This is a genomic window from Burkholderia sp. SIMBA_051 (assembly GCF_046534915.1).
Taxonomy (GTDB): Bacteria; Pseudomonadota; Gammaproteobacteria; order Burkholderiales; family Burkholderiaceae; genus Burkholderia; species Burkholderia ambifaria.
The window spans coordinates 1-228 of record NZ_JAWRXS010001023.1; the positions used below are offsets into that span (position 1 = coordinate 1).

Genomic DNA, 228 nt, shown 5'->3' on the forward strand with positions numbered 1-228 from the left:
CGGCATCCTGAAGGCCGGTGCGGCGTTCGTGCCGCTGGACCCAGCGTATCCGGCCGAACGGATCGATCACATCCTCGCCGACACGGGCCTCGCGCTGCTGCTGACGCACTCTGACCAGCTCGCGCAGTGGTACGAATTCTCCGGCGCGACGCTGCTGCTGGATCAGGAGCTGCCCGGCTGGACGCCGCTGCCGGACAATCCGCCGTGCCGCGCGGAGCCGGCGCAGCT

The 228-nt window shown here is 70.6% G+C and carries 1 protein-coding gene; it reads left to right on the forward strand.

All coding sequences use genetic code 11. From position 1 onward, the window contains the following. Window positions 1-228: AMP-binding protein (locus SB771_RS37580; protein ID WP_410722350.1), on the forward strand; the 228-nt coding region annotated here is incomplete at both ends.